Raw genomic sequence first — 20,669 nt, 5'->3', positions numbered from 1 at the left:
AAAATAATTCAGCTTATGATAGCGAAGTCAACATCTATAGGTAATTCAGCGAATGCTATAAGTGAAATTTATAGGACATTAAAGGTTTGACTATGAATAACAATCCGCGTTAGGATAAATATGTAAACGATGTGTAATGTTTCACAAATAGATAGTCTATTTTAATTATGGAGGCTTTTACAATGACAAAATACCGAACTGAAGAAGACACTTTAGGGCCAGTTCAAATCCCTGCAGACGCATTATGGGGACCACAAACAGAACGGAGTCGTAATAACTTTCCAACTGGTCAGTATATGCCATTAGCCATTATTCGTGCTTTATTGAACATTAAGAAGGCTGCTGCTCAAGCTAACATGGAAACTAAGGCAATTTCTGCAGAAAAAGGTAACTTAATTGTTCAAGCAATTGATGAACTTTTAGCCTTAAACGATGAAGACTTACGTAAAGACTTCCCATTAAAGGTTTACCAAACTGGTTCTGGCACACAAACCAACATGAATACTAATGAAGTAGTTGCCCACAAGGCACATCAAATTAATCCGGATATTGAAATCTTACCTAATGATGATGTTAATAAGGGTCAAAGTTCAAATGATACTTTTCCAACAGCAATGAACGTTGTTGCTTTAGAAGCTCTTGATAAATTGAAGCCTGCTGTTCAACACTTAATCGATGAATTAAAAGTAAAACAGGACAAGTACATGAAGACTGTTAAAGTTGGTCGGACCCACTTACAAGATGCTGTCCCATTAACTTTCGGTCAAGAATTATCAGGATATGTTGCTGCCCTTGAACATGATCTTAATTACATTAAGACTCTTGAACCCACTTTGAATGAATTAGCAATTGGTGGCACTGCTGTTGGTACTGGCCTAAACGCTGCAGAAGGAATGCCGGAGAAGATTGCTGAAAAGCTTAGTGAAGTTTATGGCTTGAACTTAACTGCTGATTCTAATAAGTTCTACGGCTTAGCTAATCATTCAGGATTAGATGTTGTTCACGGTGCATTGAAGAGCTTAGCTGCTGATATGTTCAAGATTGCTCAAGATATTCGTTTCTTGGGTTCTGGTCCACGGGCTGGTTACGGTGAGTTAAACATTCCTGCTAACGAACCTGGTTCATCAATCATGCCTGGTAAGGTTAACCCAACTCAAGCAGAAGCCGTAACAATGGCTGCTTTACGTGTCTTTGGTAATGATACTGTTGTAACAATGGCGTCATCACAAGGTAACTTTGAAATGAATGTTTACAAGCCTGTATTAATTGATGCATTCCTCGAATCAGCGGACTTGATGACTGGTACAATCATGGGCTTTGCAGACAAGATGATCCATGGAATGACTGTTAATGAAGAACGAATGGAAGAATTAGTTGATAATTCATTAATGACTGTTACTGCATTGTCACCACACATTGGTTACCATGACAGTGCTAAAATTGCTCAATCAGCAGATAAGGCAGGAAGTACCTTGAAGGAAGCTGCATTGAAGTCGGGTAAGGTAACAGAAGAACAATACAATGAATGGATGGACATGTTAAAGATGACCAACGTTGACCGTAAAGATTAGAAATTAATATTGAAAAGGAGAACTGCGTAATGGCTAAATTTCAACCGACATCTGTTGGTAAGTTAGAAAATAACTATGACGTTGTAGTTATTGGTTCCGGTGGAACTGGTCTCTCAGCCGCTATTCAAGCAAACGAATTGGGGATGAAGGTGGCTGTATTAGAAAAGGAAGAAGAACTTGGCGGTAACACTAACCGGGCATCTTCCGGAATGAATGCTGCTGAAACCAATGTTCAACTTCACCATGGTGTGATTGATAATGTTGCTGATTTCTATCACGAAACCTATAAAGATGGTGGTCGGCTAAATGATAAGGATATGTTGGGATACTTTGTTTATCATACTGCTCCAGCAATTGATTGGTTAAGTGATCACGGCATTAAGTTAGATGACATCACTGTTACGGGGGGGATGTCTAAGAAGCGGACACACCGCCCAGCAAGCATGGCGCCAATCGGTGGTTTCTTGGTTAAGAGCTTGTTAGATGTAGTTGCTAAGGAAGAAATTCCCGTTTTCAACAAGACTAAGGTTATTAAGTTACGTCAAGCTGAAGATGGTCGTGTTAACGGAGTTGAAGTTAACGCTGAGGGGATCACAAAGATTATCAATGCTAAGGCTGTCATCTTAGCTACTGGTGGTTTTGGTGCATCAAAGGAATACATTAAACGTTTCCGCCCAGACTTGGAAAGCTATAAGACAACTAACCAACCAGGCGCAACTGGTGACGGTTTGAAGTTAGCAGAAAACGTTGGTGCTGAATTAATGCAAATGAACCTGGTTCAAGTTCACCCAACTGTTCAACAAGATAACCCACATGTTTACTTGATTGGAGAAGCTGTTCGTGGTGAAGGAGCAATCTTGGTTAACAGTGAAGGTAAGCGATTCGTTAACGAATTGAATACACGAAAGATCGTTTCCAATAAGATTACTGCATTGCCTGAACACAGTGCTTACTTAGTATTTGATCAAGGAATTCGTGACCGTGCTAAGGCAATTGAATTCTATGACAAGGTGGGCTTAGTTGTTCACGGTGACACTATTGAGGATTTAGCAAAGAAAATCAATGTGGATCCAAGTAACTTACAACAAACTGTTAATACTTGGAACAAAGCAGTTGAAGAACACAACGATACTGAATTTAAGCGAACAACAGGGATGGATCGCGGAATCACTAAGCCAGGATTCTTTGCTATACACATTGCTCCAGCTATCCACTACACAATGGGTGGAATTCACATTACGCCAAAAACTCAAGTACTTGACGGAAATGGTGACATCATTAAGGGACTCTTTGCTGCCGGTGAAGTTGCAGGTGGGCTCCATGGTAACAATCGTGTGGGCGGTAACTCAATTGCCGAAACGATTGTTTTTGGTCGTCAAGCTGGCCAACAAGTTACCCTTTACGCACGGAAATTGTAAAAGCAAAGTGATCGTTGGTGGTTAAGCAATCACCACAAGTAATTATTACTATCTATAAGGGACGGAAAAATGAAAAAATTAGAAAGCGTAAATTATAAGGGGTTTATTTGGCCCATTATTATTGGCTTAATTTTATGGTTCATGACGCCAATTAAGCCAGCCCAAGTTCCTGTTGCTGGTTGGCACATGTTTGCTTTATTCGTGGCAACAATCATTGCGTGTATTACTCGCCCACTACCAATTGGTGGGGTATCAATTGTTGCATTTGCCTTAACGGTATTAACAAAGACGGTACCAATGGAAAAGGCAATTGTTGGATTTGGGAATGCCTCAATCTGGATGATTGCAATGGCATTCTTCATTGCTCGGGGATTTATTAAGACTGGTCTTGGTCGTCGGATTGCCTTGAATTTCGTTAAGGCCTTTGGTAAGCGGACATTGGGATTGGCTTACTCATTGATTGGTGTTGACTTAATCTTGGCACCTGCAACTCCAAGTAACACCGCTCGTGCTGGTGGTGTTTTATACCCAATTATTGAAGCACTATCGCAATCATTTGGTTCAGATCCTAAGAAGGGAACTTCTCGAAAGATTGGTTCATTTTTGATCTTTGCTGAATACCACGGTGATATGATTACTGCCGCAATGTTCATGACCGCAATGGCTGCTAATCCGCTAGTTCAAACCCTCGCTAAAGGTAACGGTGTTAACATTACCTGGGTTGGTTGGTTCTTAGCCGCTTTAGTTCCTGGTATTATTTCCTTAATTGTTGTACCTTGGTTAATTTACAAGATGTACCCGCCTGAAATCAAGGAAACACCAAATGCTAAGCAATGGGCAGAAGATCAACTTTCAGAAATGGGTCCAATGACTCTTCCAGAAAAGTTAATGGCTATTATCTTTGTAATTGCCTTGGTTCTCTGGATTGTCGGAAGCTTTATCGGAATTGATGCTACTTTAGCTGCATTTATCGCTCTTGGTCTTTTACTTCTTTGTGGTGTTTTGAGTTGGCAAGATGTCCTTCACGAAACTGGGGCATGGAACACATTAACTTGGTTCTCTGTTCTTGTTATGATGGCTGGTCAATTAACCGCATTAGGATTTATTCCTTGGTTAAGTAAGACTGTTGGTAGTTCCCTTCATGGTTTGAACTGGGTAATTGTATTAATCGTTTTGATTGTTGCTTACTTCTACTCACACTACCTCTTTGCAAGTTCAACTGCCCACGTTACAGCAATGTACAGTGCATTCTTAGCAGTTGCAATTTCTGCAAATGTACCACCAATGTTAGCTGCATTGATGCTTGGGTTCTTTGGTAACCTAATGGCATCAACTACCCACTATGCTTCTGGTCCTGCACCAGTCCTCTTCGGTTCAGGTTATGTTCCTCAATCTAAGTGGTGGTCCCTCAACTTTGTCCTTGGGATCTTCTACCTTGTTGTTTGGATTGGTATTGGAAGCCTTTGGATGAAATTGATAGGAATGTGGTGAAAATAGGATATGAGCCGTGATGGATTAGTAATCGAGTCCGTTTCGGCTATGCTGTATAAAATATGCTTATACCAAGCATATTTTAACTAATTATGAATAAAGTTGAAATATCATAAATACAAATATCCCCCAAGGATTGGTTTTGCTTCAAATCTTTGGGGGATATTTTATGTAAGCGATATTAATAATTACTACATATAAAAGTCAATTCTGCTATATTTATAATCCTTTTTGCGATTAAAGTATCAATCAGTTTGATTTCTTGACTATTTAACATGATAATCTCCTTCATGATGTTTAAAACATAAATCATTTAGTGGAGTTTGTTCACTAAATTTGGGGATAAGAATCTGACTGGAGTTGCGAGATCAGACTATTGATAATTTAGTAGTCATTTTAAGAGATAAAATGTTGTTTAATTAGTACTTTAATATAAAATTATTTAGCAATAGTAGTTGTTCTAATAAAACCTACAATATAAAAAATTTCCTATTTTTATGATGGTACTTTTCTTAGAAGTAAAACTATATTTATTCTCGTAGTTCCTAAGAATCGTAAAGAATAGGTAGTTAAATCTAAATGCTGTGCTTGCCGTCTTCTTCTATTATGGCGTAAGATAGGATTATGGATTGAGAAAAGGAAGGAACAAAGATGAATACCCGCGATTTACAATATTTTGTTGCTCTAGTTAAATATAAAAATTATACACGGGTTGCTAAGAAATTTAAGGTGTCCCAACCGAGCATTACTCAAGCAATTCAACGGTTGGAAAGGGAGTTTAATACCCAATTAATCCGGAAAAATCATTTCCATCGAGATAAAATGATTACGCGTAGCGGACTGCTTCTCTATGAAAATGCCGTTTTGATTAATGACAAAATTGATTTAACCCGGAAAGAGATCGACCGAGCAAACCAAAAACAGATCCGCTTTGGTTTGCCACCAATTATTGGGAAATTGTATATTTCGAAAATTGTTGAAGAATTTTCTGGTGATCTACTTTCACGCCTTCAAATAACTTCTGTTGGCTCCCATGATCTTCTTAACCAGTTACGGAGAGGAGAAATTGATATTGCTATTCTTGGTTCAACGACTCCAATTAATGAGGATGATGTTTTTGCAGAACTGATGACAACGCGCCCGTTTGGGGTGATTGTCAGTGATCAGAATCCCCTTGCTAAAAAGAATGCTGTTTATTTTGGTGAACTAGCTGACCAACAGTTCATTAATTATGATCAACAATATGTTCACCAGTCGGCATTTCAAGCATATTGCACCTATGCCCAGATTAAACCTCAAATCGTTGTTTACCGTTTGCCAAACGTTTCATGGATTAAGGAACTTGTTCGGCAAGGTAAGGGAATCAGTTTAATGGTTAAGGATGCCGTAACCAATGAGCCGGGAATCAAAGCGTTAGATATCTTAGATCCAATTCCAGAAAGATTTTACATTTCAATTGTAATCCGTGATGGCTATGTCCTAAGTGATGCCGAAGAAGACTTTATTAAACGGATGAAACAAATACATCTTGCTAACTAGAGTTGACAAGGTCGGTATAATGATTTATGTGAACTTAATCAAATGGAATTGATGGAGGAAAGCAGTCGTGAAAAAAAGTGACTCAGAAGATACTGAAGGGATAATGGGGTTTGAACCCGCGGAACATATTTCAACGCACCACCATATGGCCATTCCCTGGCAGGATTTCTTTACTAACGATAACTTTACGTCAGCTGGTGAAGCTAACCTGGTAGAGCGAGCGGCAATTGTTGGCCGGATTGGGTTAATGATGTTATCATACGGAACGGGTGCCTGGCGAGTACGGGATTCAATGAATACCGTTGCGCGAGAACTAAAAATGACTTGTTCAGCTGATATCGGTCTAGTTTCTCTTGAATATACCTGTATGGATGCGCACCATAGTTATACTCAAGCTTTGTCCTTACCAAGTACGGGGATTAATACCAGTAAACTATCACAAATGGAACGATTTATTGATGAATTCCGGGAACATGGTAGTGAGTTGACAATTGGTGAAATTCATAATCGTCTCGAGACAATTGCTCATAGTCGAGGAAACTATTCACCGATTCAAGTTGGTTTAGCGGCTGCACTAGCATGTAGTTGCTTCGTTTTCTTGCTCGGTGGTGGCCCTGTTGAAATGGCATGTTGCTTTTTTGGTGCAGGACTGGGAAATTATGTTCGACGGAAGTTAATCGATCGGCATATTACTTTATTGGCTTGTGTATCTGTTGGGGTAGCAGTTGCCTGTCTTTTTTACCTTTTTGCCTTTATTGGGATGCAGTGGTTATTTAATGTTAGTCCTCGCCATGAAACCGGATATATTGGAGCGATGCTTTTTATTATTCCCGGTTTCCCGTTCATTACAAGTGGATTAGATATTTCAAAGTTAGATATGAGGTCGGGCCTTGAACGTTTAGCGTACGCAATTACAATTATTGTAGTTGCGACATTAGTGGGCTGGATTGTTGCTATGGCAGTGAAATTACGTCCAGGCACATTAAACGCTCTTCCGTTGTCATCATTGATGCTCATGCTATTACGCGTTGTAACAAGCTTTGGTGGTGTCTTCGGCTTCTCGATTATGTTTAATAGTACACCGAGGATGGCAACAATTGCGGGCTTAATTGGGGCAGTGGCAAATACAACTCGACTTGAATTGGTTGATTACAGTCATATTCCTGCTGGAGTGTGTGCATTTATTGGAGCCTTGATTGCTGGATTGCTTGCCTCTGTTGTTAAACGGAAAATCCACTATCCACAAATTTCTATTACCGTCCCATCGATTGTGATTATGGTTCCTGGTTTATATATGTATCAAGCAATGTATAATATGGGGTTAACATCCATTAGTATTGGAGCATTGTGGATTACGAAAGCGTTGCTAATTGTGGTATTCTTGCCGATGGGCTTAATTGCTGCACGAATTTTGACTGATTCGAAGTGGCGCCATAATGGTTAAATACGGGAGTGATTAGATGATCATTCAATATCCACAAGAACTTTTAGACGAAGTTCAGGAACGAGTCGTTGGCCATAATTTGGCTGGCTTTACCCCGGGTCAAGGGAAACTAAGGCCAGATTTAATGTTAGTTGGGGAAGCTCCTGGTCGTCATGAAGAAGTTCATAATATTCCTTTTTCAGGGGCATCTGGAAAAGAACTGATGAAAATGTTATCAACGATTGGCTATGATAGAGAAAGTGTTTATATCACTAGTGTTGTCCGTCAGCGCCCCTATTCAATTAAGAAGGTCACTGATAAAAAGACTGGTGCTCAAGTAGTGAAGAAGCCTAATCGGACTCCAACTAAGAAGGAGGTTCTAGCATTTGCCAACCTTTTTGATTGGGAGCTTGAGCAGGTTCAGCCTAAAATAATCGTGCCCCTTGGTAACACTGCATTGCAGCGATTGCTTGGCTCACAAGTAGGTATTGGGCAACTTCATGGTCATCTTTTAAAACAACCAATTCAGCACGCGAAAAATGATGGGAGTGGTTATGAATTAGCAGCAACTAATTCGCTCCTTGTTCCGATGTATCATCCCGCAGCTATCTTGTATAGTCGGAAATTAGAATCAACAGTTTATGAAGACTGGCAACGATTAGGTAAGATTATCAAAAAAATAAATAGTTGATGGTTGGATTTTACAAATAAATACTCTCTGTATAATTTATGGTTAGCTATTGTGTAAAAATTAAATGAGTAAATGAAAAGCGGGTGAAGCGTAAACTTCTGACCCGCTATCTTTATTTAAGGGGAGATGGGAATTTGAAATTAGAACAACGGCGAATAATTGTTACTGGGGCATTACTTCTCTCAAATATCATGGCAGGGATGGATGGAACGATTGTTAATACAGCCTTACCAGCAATTACCAGTGACCTTCATGCTCTCCAATATATGGGCTGGATAGTTGCAATCTTCCTATTTGGGATGGCGGTTGCCACTCCACTATGGAGTAAGTTTGGTGAACACAAGGGAAATAAGGTTGCCTATATTAGTGCAACTTCACTCTTTGCGGTTGGTGCGATTTTTCAAGGTCTTGCGCCTAATGTTATCTGGTTCATTATTGCCCGAGCAATAATGGGGATTGGTGCTGGAGGAATGAATACCATTCCCTTTATTGTTTTTGCGGAGCTCTATACTAATTTGAAAAAACGTGCAACCGTGCTTGGATTATCAAGTGCCTGCTTTGGGACTGCTTCAATTATTGGCCCGCTTCTTGGTGGGTGGATTGTTGATGCCCTTAGTTGGCACTGGGTATTTTATGTTAATGTTCCGATTGCGCTAGTGGCAATTACAATCATTACAATTTTTTATCAGAACGTTAGTAAGCAAGCAGCTGGTAAGCCAATTGATTACTTGGGAGCGACACTCTTAGTTAGCAGTTTAATGTTGATTCTGATTGCTGTTCAACTAATTGGAGTGGCATCGCTTCCGATTATCCTTGGGCTGGTTATTATCGGATTAGCATTATTGTTGTGGATGGTTAAGGTCGACCAACGAGCAGTGGATCCCATCGTACCTAATCGGCTTTTTACGAACCATGAATTAGTGATTGATTTTATACTATTCATTATTATCTGGGGTTCATTTATTGCTTTTGTTATTTATATTCCAATGTGGGCTCAGGGGCTTTTAGGTCTGTCTGCTTTGCTTGGTGGGATGACTCAAATTCCGGGTGCTATTACTGATTTTCTTGGCTCAGAACTTGTTCCATTTGTTCAGGATCGGTGGTCGAAATATGAGATTGTTGGGTTAGGAGCCTTTACAATTTTCATTTCCTTTTTAGGACTATTACTTGGTGGTCAATCTACACCGTTCTGGCTAATCATGGTCCTTGGTGCTTTTGAAGGATTTGGTGTTGGGCTGGTCTTTAATATTTTACAGCTCAATGTTCAAACTGATGCCGAACTTCGTGATGTTCCAATTGCAACTTCAATGGGTTACCTGATGCGGATCCTTAGTCAAACGTTCATGTCTGCGATCTATGGGGTAATTCTTAATCATGCCCTGTTACAGGGAATCCATAACTATCAGGGAATTACGATGGGAATGCTGAATAAACTGTCAAACGCTAAGACAGCTAGTAGTTTACCAGCATCACTTTTACCGGAGATGCGCCAAATTCTCTATAGTGGTTACCAAAATATCGTTATCACTGCCCTGGTCCTCATTATTATTTCACTCATTATGGTGGTTGTAATGTGGATTAGGAGCAAGAAACACGTAGTAAAAACAGTTTAAGAATAATAAAAAGAACGGTAAAAATGAGGTGTCCTAGAATTTTTAGACATTGAAGTGCCCCCCAAGTTGGACGAAGTATCCAACTTAGGGGGTCACTTCAGGCACTTCAAAATTGCCGATCTTTTTATTATTCTTAATCGTGATCATGTTGCCGATGCCACTCTTTAATTTGTTCCATTCGTGCTTTAAACCGTCCCTCACGCCCCTGAGTGGTTGGCTTGTAAAAATGGTGCCCAACTAACTCTGGTGGCATGGTTTTCATTGAAGTTAATTTATCTTTGGTATTATGAGCATATTGGTAGTGATCCCCGTAATGCAACTCCTTCATTAGTTTAGTTGGGGCGTTTCGGATTTGAAGAGGAACCGGTAAATTACCAGTTTCCTTAATTATCTTTTTAGCAGTCATTCGAGCTTCATATGTTGAATTTGACTTTGGAGCTAGTGAGAGATAGATTACACACTCTGTTAGGTGAACGTCGCATTCGGGAAGACCAAGAAATTGACAAGCCTGAAATGTGTTAATGGCAATATTTAAGGCGTTCGTGTCTGCTAGACCAATATCTTCACTTGCAAACCTGATGAGCCGTCTTGCAATATAGAGGGGATCTTCACCACCGTTAATCATTCGTGAATACCAGTAAATGGCAGCATCAACATCGCTATTTCGCATTGCTTTATGGAGGGCAGAGATGACATTATAGTGTTCTTCACAGTGTTGATCATAGCGCAAGGACTTAGTATTAATGAACTGCTTAAGACTGTCGATAGTGAGCTGTACTTGCTGAGCATGATGGTTAGCATTAAGAATTGCCATTTCAAGGGTATTTAGTGCAACTCGGGCGTCTCCGTTTGCGAATTCTGCAATCATTTTTAGTGTTTCGTTATCATAGCTAATATTGAGGGTGGGGAAACCATTAGGATGCTTAATGGCTCGCTTGAGAATATTAACGATGTCGTTGACAGCTAGTGATTTTAGCACAAATACTTTACAGCGACTCAATAAAGCAGAGTTAATTTCAAAAGAAGGATTTTCGGTTGTTGCACCGATTAAAATAATACTTCCTCGTTCGACGAAGGGAAGAAAGGCATCCTGCTGTGCCTTATTGAAGCGGTGAATTTCATCAATAAAACAAATCGTTCGTTCACCAAACTCACGATTCTTCTCTGCTTCTTCCATGATTTTGCGAATATCACGAATACTACTAGTTACAGCACTAAACGTGATAAAATGCGAATTAGTTTGGTGGGCAATAATTTCTGCAAGGGTTGTCTTGCCTACACCAGGTGGTCCCCAAAATATTAGTGAAGAGACCTGATCCGTTTCAATAAGATCATGTAAGACTTTACCGTTACCAATTAATTGTTGTTGTCCCATGAATTCTTTAAGGGTTGTAGGACGAACCCGGTTTGCTAAAGGCGTATTGTTATTATTGGGGTGCGAAAAGAGTGATTCTTGGTGCATGTTATTACTTCCTTTTAATTAATTTTAGAACAAAACTTTCTAAATTTGAATGGAGTAGGTAACTGAAATCGTGTTACGATAAGAATAATTGTTTGTATCAAAGCTGGATAAATTCGACTAGAAAAAAGGAGCCTAACAGCTCATGAAAAAATTACCCAAATTTGAACCACAGGTTGCTTCGGAGCTTGCTAATAATTTTAGCCAAGGTGTTCGGGATTTAGTGAGTTGTGGACATCACCGTTCACAACGAGCAACGTTTGTTGAATTACAGATCCAAGTAAGCGGCTATAAGCGACGAATGGCCGATGAGAAAAAATTTCAACAAATACTAGCTGAGGCACATCAGCAAAGGGAAGAGAATTTTGTAATCCCCGCAGTACCATTTACTGTTAGTTTACGAAAATTACCGAAAGCACCAGTAAGAACTTATGTCTTAAACGAACAAGCGGAACCGCAGAAAGCGATCATTTATTTGCCAGGAGGAGCGTATGTTGAGTCACCTGTAAAAGAACAGTGGGCCTTTGCTAACTGTTTGGCACTGAAAACAGGGGCTCGGGTCTATATTGTTCTTTATTCGCAGCTACCAGATCATACATTTGAGACGGCATACCAAGAACTTACACGGTTATACCAACAAATTTATGATCAAATTCCAGTAAGCGATATTACAATTTTAGGTGATTCTGCAGGTGGTGGATTAGCCACGGGTTTTTGCGAATATTGTGCAGAAAATGATTTACCACAACCAGGACATTTAGTATTACTATCGCCTTGGCTAGATTTGGATTTGACTAACCCGACGATTGCCAAGTATGAACCACATGATGTCACGTTATCCGTTAAGGGGTTACGTCGAGTAGCTGATTTGTGGGCTGGCAAAACGAGACATGATGATTACCGGTTAAGCCCTCTTAATGGGGATATCAGTCAGCTTCGAGATGTCTTTGTTTGTGTTGGCACACGGGAAATTATGTATCCAGATAGTGCTTGCTTTGTGCAAAAACTTCGTGAGGCACAAATTCCCGTAAAGTTCGTTGCTGGCCGTGATTTGCCCCATATCTTTCCGGTATATAAGATGCCAGAATCAGACCAAGTAATAACAGAGATTAATAGGGTAGTTAATAATTAGGTGGTAAAGGAGAGGTCAATAATGACAAAAGTTGCTGTTGTATTTGCACCAGGGTGTGAAGAAATTGAAGGATTAACGGTAATTGACGTTTTACGGCGTTTAGGAATTGAAACTAAAATGGTCGGCTTAGAAAATAAAGAAGTTATGGGTGCTCATAACATTAAATTAACTTGTGATGAAGTTTTAGGTGATCAACTTTTAGATTATGATTTGGTTGCTTTCCCGGGTGGAATGGGTGGTTCACAACATCTTCGGGACAACGAAAAATTGCAGCAATTAATGGTTCAGCGAAATAAGAATGGTAAATGGAATGCAGCAATGTGTGCTGCACCAATTGCTCTTGCTCATTATGGTTTGCTAGATAATCATGATTACACTTGTTTCCCAGGTATCAATGAACAGATTCAAGAAGAAGTTCCAACGGCACGCTTCCATAAAGATATTACTGTAGTTGATAAGGAGGCTAAGCTCTTAACAAGCCGTGGACCGGCCACTGCACTTGCGTATGCTTTTAAGATTGCAGAAGTTTTGGGCATTGATACAAAACAACTTAAGAAAGATATGCTTTATGATTACCTTGCTCAGAACATTTAAAGATAGGTCCATATTTAAACCAAAATCCTCTTTACAGATGAATACGAATATTATAAGATACTATTTGTTGTTTTATTCGTAACTACTGTTTGGAGAATTTTTTTTTGAACGCAATTAACAAGTATTTTCATCTAGATGAATTAAATACGAACATTCGCACGGAAATCTTAGCTGGATTTACTACTTTTATTTCAATGTCGTATATCCTTTTTGTTAACCCCAACGTTCTTGGGGCGGCGGGGATGAATCAGGGAGCCATTTTTACGGCGACTGCGCTTTCAGCAGCATTTGGAACGTTGATGATGGGACTCTATGCCAAGTACCCAATCGCAACTGCTCCAGCTTTAGGAATTAATGCATTTTTCTCCTATTCAGTTGTTATTGGAATGGGAGTTAATTGGCAGACTGCCTTAGCAGCGGTTTTTGTTGCTTCGCTGATTTTTATCCTTATCACGATTTTTAAATTACGAGAATTGATAATTGATGCCATCCCGAGTGATTTAAAGTTTGCCATTTCCAGCGGGATTGGATTATTTATTGCCTTTTTAGGACTTCATCAAGGTGGATTAGTTGTTGCCAATAAATCTACAGTTGTAGGTCTTGGTTCATTTACTACGCCCACCACTTGGCTAACTGTGATTGGTTTGATTGTTACCTCGCTCTTACTAGTTAAACGGATCCCAGGGGCAATTTTTATTGGGATGGCAGTCACTGCAATTGCAGGGTTAGTTACTGGCCTTATTCCAATGCCACACCATGTCCTTTCTGGCGCGCCCAGCTTGAAGCCAACATTTGGCGTAGGTGTTGAATACTTCTCACACATTAATACTGTTCAGCTATGGGTTGTGGTCCTGACATTCTTGCTGGTAACTTTCTTTGATACCGCCGGAACGTTAGTTGGTCTAGCACAACAGGCTGGCTTTATGAGGGATAATAAGATGCCACGGGTTGGAAAAGCCTTAATGTCTGATTCTAGCGCAATGTTAGTTGGTTCGATCCTAGGAACTTCACCCGTTGGGGCTTATGTTGAATCATCAGCAGGAATTGCAGTTGGTGGTCGTTCGGGATTAACTTCTGTGGTAACAGCAATTTGCTTCATTTCAGGAATGTTCTTCTCCCCATTACTTCCGGTAGTTACTAACCAAGTAACTGCACCAGCTTTGATTATTGTTGGTGTTTTAATGGCGCAATCAATGAAACGAGTACACTGGGAAAAGCTTGAAATAGCAATCCCATCATTTTTAATCGTCATTGGAATGCCTTTAACTTATAGTATTTCTGATGGGATGGCACTTGGCTTAATTATGTATCCGTTAACCATGATTGCTGCCAAGCGCGGTAAAGAAGTCCACCCTATCATGTACGCTCTTTTCTTTATCTTTATTGTCTTTATTGCAATATTGAATGTAAAGTAGAAGAGAGCGAGCTAGCAGGGACTTGCGAAAGATTAGCGATTTCTTCTAACGAAGGCTTTTTTGCCTAGGAAGAAGTTCATGACGAGTATATTTAAATCTATTGACGGAGATTACTAACTCCCAAAGATAGTTAGATAAATATCATAAAAATAAAAAACGTGGATTCAATCATAGCAAATTATGGTTGGATTCACGTTTTTAAATTATTTTAAACCAAGTTATCTATTAATAACGTATTTTATTGGTTTATTATTTAAAACATTAATAGTATTAGTAGCAACAATCTCAGCCATGGCATTCCGGGCTTCAAATGATGCGTTACCGATGTGTGGGATACCATTGTCTAGTTTCTTAAAACTATCGAGCAATCCAGGAGAAGAAAGCATGTTTTGCTGGTTTATCAGCTCGTTGATTAATTACCCCTACAAGGGCCATCATCGAGTTAATAATTGAGCTTCTTCTGCGGAATGCGGTATAACGAGATTCCCAAATATCAGCGTACTTATTCTTGTATCGTCGTAATCCTTGGAAACCGTAGAGGTGGTAACCATATTCGTAAATAAAGTGCGCAACTTTTTCATCAAGAAAACTAAATTGTGACTCACCAACATTTGCTAAAGGTGCCATTCCTAAGTCAAAGTATTCATAATCATGTTCTTGACCGTATAGGAACATACTAATAAAAATCTTATCCATAATTCCTGACGGTGCATCATGAGAGTGACGCATTAAGTCAATGGTGAGGTACGTCTTTCCTCCAGTAGGCATAAAGGTCGCAAAGGCAACTATTTTACCGTCCTTATCGGTGACAGTTGCAACTGGCGCTAGTTGAATATAATCTGGTAAGAAGAATCCTAAAGAGAAACCTTTCTCTATTTGTTTTCCTAACCAATCATTAGAAACCGCCTTGAGCTTTTTCATGAATTCGTCATCAAAAGGTGGTTTAACAACCTTAAATTGGTACCCTTCACGATCGAATTTATGCATTAATGCTCGTTGTGAGCGTTGCCGTTTTCCAGCTAGGGTGAAATCTGCTAGTCGTACTAAACCAGTTTCACCAGTTTTAATGAAGTCAAAACCAAATTCATGGAGCAACATGGTAAATTGACCAGAAATCTCGTAAAACACTAATTGGTAATTATAAAGATCGGTTTCCTTCAAGAATTGGCGAAGGGCAGGACGAAATTCAGCAGAATTACCAACCGGATCGCCCATAATAATTAATCGATCATAGTTTCGTCGATACATAAAGTACAGTTGATCCTGACCATCTTTTTGGTAAAAGTAGAGGTTTTTATCCTTTAAGAAGGCAAGATGACTGGTACGACTACCACCAAATTGTTCAATGACCTTCCGTACACGTTCAGCATTAAATTTTTGTTCCTTAGCAAACGGATCAGCTCCAGAGCAGAAGTAATGGAGGATTAGGACAAGGAGAATTAATCCTAAGAGAAGACCGATTAATCCAGAAAGCCATACCTTTTCTCCCGGGAAGAGGAAGAAGTTAGGAATCTTATGATTTCTGGTATACTGGGGCGCATTGAGAACTCCGACAATAACATAAAGAATACAACTACCGGCAAAAATTAGGAGGTCAATTGTGAACTTACTAATTGAATATTGGAGTTTAGCACGATAGAGTTCTCGTTTTGAAAGTAAAATAAGAATTAAAACAATTGCTAAGTAAATGGTTAAACTCATCGTTCGGAGATTCCACCAAGTATTGACAATTCCAATTAGGAGGAGCGCCAAAGTCGGCCAATAAGCTTTTTGAACCTTAGATGCTAATCCGCGAGCACATGCTAACATGGCAATCGCAAAGAGAACTGTGGAAAGTTGGTGGATAAAGAAGAAAGTAAATGGATAAAGTCGGGCAAAAATTTTATTATCTTCCGTGATGTCAGGGACGGCAGCTGCAAGCAGCATTAAGATGCCGGAGATGTACATAAATGCTGTGATCAGAGAATGGGCAGTGTTTTGAATAATAATCAATGGTAGGCCATCAAAGAAGTCATTTACCTGACGAGCAACATCGTGGAGAAAAAAGATTCCTGCAAGAAATAACGGCACAATGTAGTAGAAGATCCGGAAAAGAAGTAACCAGATGATAATTGTTGGCTTAGAAATTCCCATTAAAGAGAGTTCGAACATCATCATGACATCGAACGATCCAAGTGCCCCAGGAATCATGGAAATGACACCAAGTAGTTGAGCAACAACATATAAAGGCAAAACCGAAACAATGTTGTGACGAATGCCTAAACACCAGCCAACGAGTAAGAAAAACAAGGCAACAAATAGCCATTCGCAAGTCGAACTTCCGACTAATAAACCTTCAATTTTTGGCGTAACATCCTTAAACAGGCGGTTATTATTAATTAATGTGAAGTAGAAGACTACGGGAAAATAAAGTCCTCCAGCAACTAACCAAATTGCATACTGGTTAAAGTGACCGCCTTGATGGAAAATAAACATCAAGGCAAGAGCCACCCAACAGAGAACTGAGAGCCCTGATAAAAGGAAGACGGCAATTTTAGAGATGGCTAGTAGAATATCTTTTTTACTAGCATGCTTGCGGTAGAAGTATGCCCGCATTGTTGCCCCAAGGACTCCCCCAAAGCCAGCAATATTTGTAAGGGTATTGGTAATCCAACCACATCGAATAATATAGGACGTCTTAAACTTTCCGGGAAGGAATTTAACAATTGCAAAATCATAGCCCAACATCGGAATAACGGCAATACAACCAAAGATTAATAGGATAATAATATTAGACCAGGTTAAGTTGCTTAAACCGATCCCAACATGGTGCCAGTCAACGGTTTTAAAAAAACTTGTTAGTGCATGGACAACAAAAATAACGACTGAGATTACAAAGACGATTTTTACTGGTCGCGAATATTTTTCCCACCATGATGATAAGCGTTTATATAAGGACTCCATAATTTCCTCCTTAAATAGATACTAATAATCATTATAAAGGATTTCTTCTTTTTGAAGAAGTTAAAAGGAAATTTAAAAAATTGTTGACACTGGTGAATAAGTTTCGTATACTTTTATTTGTTGTTAAATGGTCCGTTGGTCTAGTTGGTTTAGGACGCATCCCTGTCACGGATGAGATCACGAGTTCGAGTCTCGTACGGACCGTCATAGTTAATAAAAAGGCTGGGAATTTTATTCCCAGCCTTTTTACATAAATAATTAAATATTGTAGGAGGAAAAAATGGAAAATACATGGCAATATCGAGGCACTGAGCCAATCAAAATTAAAAAGTACCTTCAATCATTGGGGATGGGACACCGACTTTTTAATGATTTAAAAAATGGCCAAGGCGAATTTCTGGTGGATCATCGTAAAGTTCGGCCAACAACAAAGATATTGCCGAACCAACCGTTAACTATAATTGCCCAGCCAGAAATGCGCGATTTGTCAGTAAAAATAAGTGATGAACCGCTTAATATTATTTATGAGGATGCCAATTGGCTAGTAATTGATAAGCCAGCAGGAGTAACTTCAATTCCTGGTCCGTCAGTAGATAATGGGACGGTTCTTAATCGAGCAGTTAAGTATTTAATTGATCAGAATTCAAGTGATCAACGGCCTCATTTGATTACACGCCTTGATCGTTATACCGGTGGTTTACTATTAATTGCTAAGCATCATGTTGCTTCTAGTATGATTAGTCAACAGGTGCAACAACACCAGATGTTAAAGGAATATACCGCATTTGTTTCTGGAAAATTCAATGAAAAACATGGCATGATTAATAAGCCAATTGCCCGGCGTGAAGGACAGCCCCAGCGGGTAATTGCGGAGAATGGTCAACAAGCGATCACTGAATACTGGGTAGAAGAGGAGCAAGCTGATTGGACTAGACTCCGGGTTCAATTACATACGGGACGAACTCATCAAATTCGAGTACACCTTGCTTCTGTGGGTCATCCATTGATTGGTGATCATCTTTATGATGGTGATACCTCTGAACGTCAACATCAAGCATTATGGGCAACAAAACTATCGTTTAAGGATCCATTTACGTTAAAACAATTAACGTTTTCCCGGGAAATAAATAGTCTTCCAGAAAATTAATTTTATAGCCCCCTAACGATTGAAATAATAATCGTTAGGGGGCTATAATTATGATTTATTTTTGCTTAATCATTTGGGCCATAAATTCTTGTTCCGCTTGTTGGGATACTTGTTGAATTTGTTGGGCACTCATATGTGGTTGCTTTGCCATTGCAGCTTGAACCTTGGCAGTAACGAAACTCTTAGCTTGAGCTTGAAGCCGCGGACCTGCAGCAACAAAACGCTTTTGTAGTTGTTGGGCTTGCATAGGAGTGAGTTTAATAAAAATACGTGGATATTTAATCACATTAATTCTTTTAACTAATGTGCCATTCATTCCTGACCACATAAAAAGGCACTTGTAAAAATTATTTTTAAACCGCCATCGTGTTTCTGTTGTTTTTAATTGTGGTTTAGCTCGATTAGTGAATTCCATTTTACTGGTCGTATATTCATTTGCCTGTGTGTGAACAGGCTTTTTTTGGCCTTGACTGGTTTTATAAATTAAAACATTATCTTGACCGTTAGTGCCTACAGGTTGATAGAGGGCAATTGGTAATTTTTCTGTTGCGGAGTAGACAGTTTGGGTGGTGGTTGTTGTTACTTTTTCCATTCCCAAATGATGACTGTAGTTTAATGTCATCAGGGTAGTTGAAACAATGAAGAGAATGCCGAAAATAATGGTTCCAATTATTCTAGTTACTCGCTGGTTGATAAACATTACGCTAGCGAATAGTGCAATTGCGGAACCAAACATTAAAATAATGATCATTTAGTATCCTCCTTTTCTCGAATGTTATCTGGATCAAGCTTTAAATGGATACCGTTACCGCTTGTAACAAAGAAAGTTAAACAGAGACCAATTAAGGCAAAGACAATTGCAAACCAAAATGCTGCATGATATCCCATTAAAGTTGCGTCAAACATTTGTGACTTATATTGAAGGGGAGCAGCCTTTAGTAATGAGTGAGTTGGTTTATTATTATTTGTGACATTGGTTAGAACGGAAATCATAATTGCTGTACCAACAGAGGTAGCAACTTGACGAAGAGTATTGTTAACTGCTGTTCCGTGAGAAATGAGATGGTATGGTAACGAATTCATTCCTGCGGTAGTTACTGGCATCATTACCATAGAAATTCCAAACATTCGTACTGCATATAGGAAAATAATATAGATAGTTGGAGTATCACGGGTAATAAAGGCAAATGGAATAGTTCCTACTGAAAGGATAAACATCCCAGTAATCGCAAGCCGTCTTGCTCCGTGACGATCGAATAGGTTCCCGGTGATTGGACTCATAACCCCCATGAAAAGGGCACCAAATAAGAGAGTTAGCCCTGAATGGAAAGCTGACATTCCATGAATAATTTGGAGGTACAAGGGAATTACTAACTCAACCCCAACCATTGCCATCATTACAATTGAACTTAAGATTGTTGCCAAGGTAAATTCATTGCTCTTAAATACCTTAAATTCCAAGAATGGTTCCTCTAGTTTGTTCTGACGGAAAATGAGGAATGCAACAAGGATAACACCAATGATGATGGTTGATAAGACAACTGGGTCGGACCATCCATCGTTACCCACGCTAGAGAAACCATAAAGCATACTTCCAAATCCAGCCGTTGAGATAATTACTGACAACCAGTCAAGATGTGGTTTCCGGTTAGGAATAACGTTTTTGACAAAGAATAGACTTGCAATGATTACAACAGCAGCAACTGGGACAATCATTCCAAATAACCACCGCCAGCTATAGTTATCAATGACCCATCCAGAAAGGGTTGGACCAATTGCCGGTGCTAAACCAATAACTAGTCCGTTAATTCCCATGGCGGCTCCACGTTTTTCAGGTGGATAGATTGTTAACATGATATTTTGCATTAATGGCATGTTAATACCCACACCAACTGCTTGGATTAAACGCCCACTGAGAAGGACGGCAAATGATGGTGCTAACCATGACATAATTGTTCCAATTTCAAAGATTGACATTGCGATGACGAATAGGAGCTTGGTATTAAAACGACTGCTTAAGTAGGCACTAATTGGGATCATGATCCCGTTAACCATTAAGAATCCGGTAGTCAGCCATTGAACAGTTGACGTACTAATGTTAAAAGCATCCATTAAAGCCGGAAAGGCGGTTGAGAGGATAGTTTGATTTAGGATAGTACAAAATGCACCAATTAATAGGATCAAGACCATTAATCTTCTATTGTATGGTTTGTTATTAATATCTACAGGAATA

General features: G+C 39.4%; 15 protein-coding genes and 1 tRNA gene. 12 read left to right on the top strand and 4 right to left on the bottom strand.

The window, feature by feature from the left end:
• Nucleotides 1–182: 182 nt before the first annotated feature.
• The 7 genes from H5R64_RS06370 to H5R64_RS06340 all read left to right on the top strand — a co-directional run bounded on the left by H5R64_RS06370 (nucleotide 183) and on the right by H5R64_RS06340 (nucleotide 9,746).
• Nucleotides 183–1,571: a class II fumarate hydratase gene (locus H5R64_RS06370; RefSeq protein ID WP_182580834.1), complete on the top strand. Its 1,389-nt coding sequence runs from the start codon at nucleotides 183–185 to the stop codon at nucleotides 1,569–1,571.
• Between the two features lie 29 nt (nucleotides 1,572–1,600).
• Nucleotides 1,601–2,989, top strand: a complete 1,389-nt coding sequence (locus tag H5R64_RS06365; protein WP_182580835.1) for a flavocytochrome c — start codon at nucleotides 1,601–1,603, stop codon at nucleotides 2,987–2,989.
• Nucleotides 2,990–3,058: 69 nt separating this feature from the next.
• The gene (locus H5R64_RS06360) at nucleotides 3,059–4,480 is read left to right on the top strand and encodes an anion permease (RefSeq protein ID WP_182580836.1); all 1,422 of its coding nucleotides are present in this window, start codon (nucleotides 3,059–3,061) and stop codon (nucleotides 4,478–4,480) included.
• A gap of 651 nt (nucleotides 4,481–5,131) precedes the next feature.
• Entirely contained in the window at nucleotides 5,132–6,019 is an 888-nt protein-coding gene (locus H5R64_RS06355) for a LysR family transcriptional regulator (RefSeq protein ID WP_182580837.1), read from the top strand.
• 103 nt (nucleotides 6,020–6,122) lie between these two features.
• Entirely contained in the window at nucleotides 6,123–7,463 is a 1,341-nt protein-coding gene (locus H5R64_RS06350) for a threonine/serine exporter family protein (RefSeq protein WP_182580860.1), read from the top strand.
• A 16-nt stretch (nucleotides 7,464–7,479) separates the two neighbouring features.
• The gene (locus H5R64_RS06345; RefSeq protein WP_182580838.1) at nucleotides 7,480–8,133 is read left to right on the top strand and encodes a uracil-DNA glycosylase; all 654 of its coding nucleotides are present in this window, start codon (nucleotides 7,480–7,482) and stop codon (nucleotides 8,131–8,133) included.
• 134 nt (nucleotides 8,134–8,267) lie between these two features.
• Nucleotides 8,268–9,746, top strand: coding sequence for an MFS transporter (locus H5R64_RS06340; RefSeq protein ID WP_182580839.1), 1,479 nt, complete (start codon nucleotides 8,268–8,270; stop codon nucleotides 9,744–9,746).
• Between the two features lie 133 nt (nucleotides 9,747–9,879).
• Here H5R64_RS06340 and H5R64_RS06335 read toward each other — a convergent pair whose 3' ends face one another.
• Complete coding sequence (locus H5R64_RS06335) at nucleotides 9,880–11,208, bottom strand: replication-associated recombination protein A (RefSeq protein ID WP_182583083.1); 1,329 nt, start codon at nucleotides 11,206–11,208, stop codon at nucleotides 9,880–9,882.
• Nucleotides 11,209–11,350: 142 nt separating this feature from the next.
• Between H5R64_RS06335 and H5R64_RS06330 the strand changes: the two genes are divergently transcribed.
• The 3 genes from H5R64_RS06330 (at nucleotide 11,351) to H5R64_RS06320 (ending at nucleotide 14,346) form a co-directional block, all read left to right on the top strand.
• A complete protein-coding gene (locus tag H5R64_RS06330; protein ID WP_182583081.1) occupies nucleotides 11,351–12,337 on the top strand; it encodes an alpha/beta hydrolase fold domain-containing protein in 987 nt (328 codons plus the stop codon).
• 21 nt (nucleotides 12,338–12,358) lie between these two features.
• Nucleotides 12,359–12,931 (top strand): DJ-1 family glyoxalase III, encoded by a 573-nt coding sequence (locus H5R64_RS06325; protein WP_182580861.1) that lies wholly within the window; start codon nucleotides 12,359–12,361, stop codon nucleotides 12,929–12,931.
• A 104-nt stretch (nucleotides 12,932–13,035) separates the two neighbouring features.
• Nucleotides 13,036–14,346: an NCS2 family permease gene (locus tag H5R64_RS06320; RefSeq protein ID WP_220476762.1), complete on the top strand. Its 1,311-nt coding sequence runs from the start codon at nucleotides 13,036–13,038 to the stop codon at nucleotides 14,344–14,346.
• 357 nt (nucleotides 14,347–14,703) lie between these two features.
• On the opposite strand, the gene mprF is transcribed toward H5R64_RS06320, so the two are convergent.
• Nucleotides 14,704–17,289, bottom strand: a complete 2,586-nt coding sequence (gene mprF / locus H5R64_RS06315; protein ID WP_182580840.1) for a bifunctional lysylphosphatidylglycerol flippase/synthetase MprF — start codon at nucleotides 17,287–17,289, stop codon at nucleotides 14,704–14,706.
• A gap of 129 nt (nucleotides 17,290–17,418) precedes the next feature.
• On the opposite strand from mprF, the gene H5R64_RS06310 reads away from it, so the two are divergent.
• Both H5R64_RS06310 and H5R64_RS06305 read left to right on the top strand, forming a co-directional pair.
• Nucleotides 17,419–17,493: transfer RNA gene (locus H5R64_RS06310), tRNA-Asp, on the top strand.
• A gap of 76 nt (nucleotides 17,494–17,569) precedes the next feature.
• Nucleotides 17,570–18,436: an RluA family pseudouridine synthase gene (locus tag H5R64_RS06305; RefSeq protein ID WP_182583079.1), complete on the top strand. Its 867-nt coding sequence runs from the start codon at nucleotides 17,570–17,572 to the stop codon at nucleotides 18,434–18,436.
• Nucleotides 18,437–18,491: 55 nt separating this feature from the next.
• Here the strand turns inward: H5R64_RS06305 and H5R64_RS06300 are convergent, their stop codons facing one another.
• Together H5R64_RS06300 and H5R64_RS06295 are read right to left on the bottom strand one after the other, a co-directional pair.
• Entirely contained in the window at nucleotides 18,492–19,187 is a 696-nt protein-coding gene (locus tag H5R64_RS06300; protein WP_182580842.1) for a DUF4811 domain-containing protein, read from the bottom strand.
• Nucleotides 19,184–20,626, bottom strand: a complete 1,443-nt coding sequence (locus H5R64_RS06295; RefSeq protein WP_220476766.1) for an MDR family MFS transporter — start codon at nucleotides 20,624–20,626, stop codon at nucleotides 19,184–19,186. The genes H5R64_RS06300 and H5R64_RS06295 overlap by 4 nt, the downstream gene beginning before the upstream one ends.
• Nucleotides 20,627–20,669 lie beyond the last annotated feature (43 nt).

Source organism: Limosilactobacillus fastidiosus (assembly GCF_014145505.1).
GTDB classification, from domain to species: Bacteria; Bacillota; Bacilli; order Lactobacillales; family Lactobacillaceae; genus Limosilactobacillus; species Limosilactobacillus fastidiosus.
The sequence above is the reverse complement of the archived record's forward strand: the minus strand, read 5'-3'. Positions and strand labels throughout refer to the sequence as shown.